Raw genomic sequence first — 619 nt, 5'->3', positions numbered from 1 at the left:
ATGATATATTCCTCTTTGCTTTTAGTAATCATAATTACTGGAACTGTAGATATTTTTTCCTTTATCTCAGATAAAGTCTCTAATCCTGACATTCCTGGCATGTTTTCGTCCAGAAAAACAATATCGAAATTTTCTTCCTGAATTAAGTCTACAGCATCACGTCCGTTGTTACATGTTTTGACTGTATAATTTTTCTTTTCAATTAATAAAAGATAGGTTATTAAAAATCCACTTAAGGAAAAAAAGAACCAAACTCCAATATCTCCTCTAGTCTCTAATGGTCTTAAGTCAGGTGGTAAATGGAAAATAAAAACTAATAAGAAAGAAAAAAAACGTAAAGCATCAAACGTCTCAAATTTTTCTTTTTTTATCATTTTTTCTTTTTTGCAAAAATAATCAAAGTGTTCTATAAATTAGAATTTCTAACTTTTTTTTGAAAAAGCAAATATTTTTTTTTAATTTATTACGTAATTTCAGTTTTTAATTTATAAATGTAATTGAAATATAATTTTTAGTTTTTAAATATAATCAAATTATTCAATTTTGTTTCAGAAATAAAATAATAAGTAAAATCTAATTATGAACTCATAATTCATAATTCATAATTCAAAAAAGTATG

1 protein-coding gene is annotated in these 619 nt (G+C 23.3%); it reads right to left on the bottom strand.

Going from position 1 to position 619, the window contains the following annotated elements:
- On the bottom strand, nt 1-374 hold a 374-nt coding region (locus ACFQSB_RS40270), incomplete at its 3' end, for a response regulator (protein WP_380832632.1).
- Nucleotides 375-619: the final 245 nt, after the last annotated feature.

It is taken from the genome of Sphaerisporangium rhizosphaerae (assembly GCF_042665155.1).
GTDB lineage: Bacteria > Actinomycetota > Actinomycetes > Streptosporangiales > Streptosporangiaceae > Sphaerisporangium > Sphaerisporangium rhizosphaerae.
The sequence above is the reverse complement of the archived record's forward strand: the minus strand, read 5'-3'. Positions and strand labels throughout refer to the sequence as shown.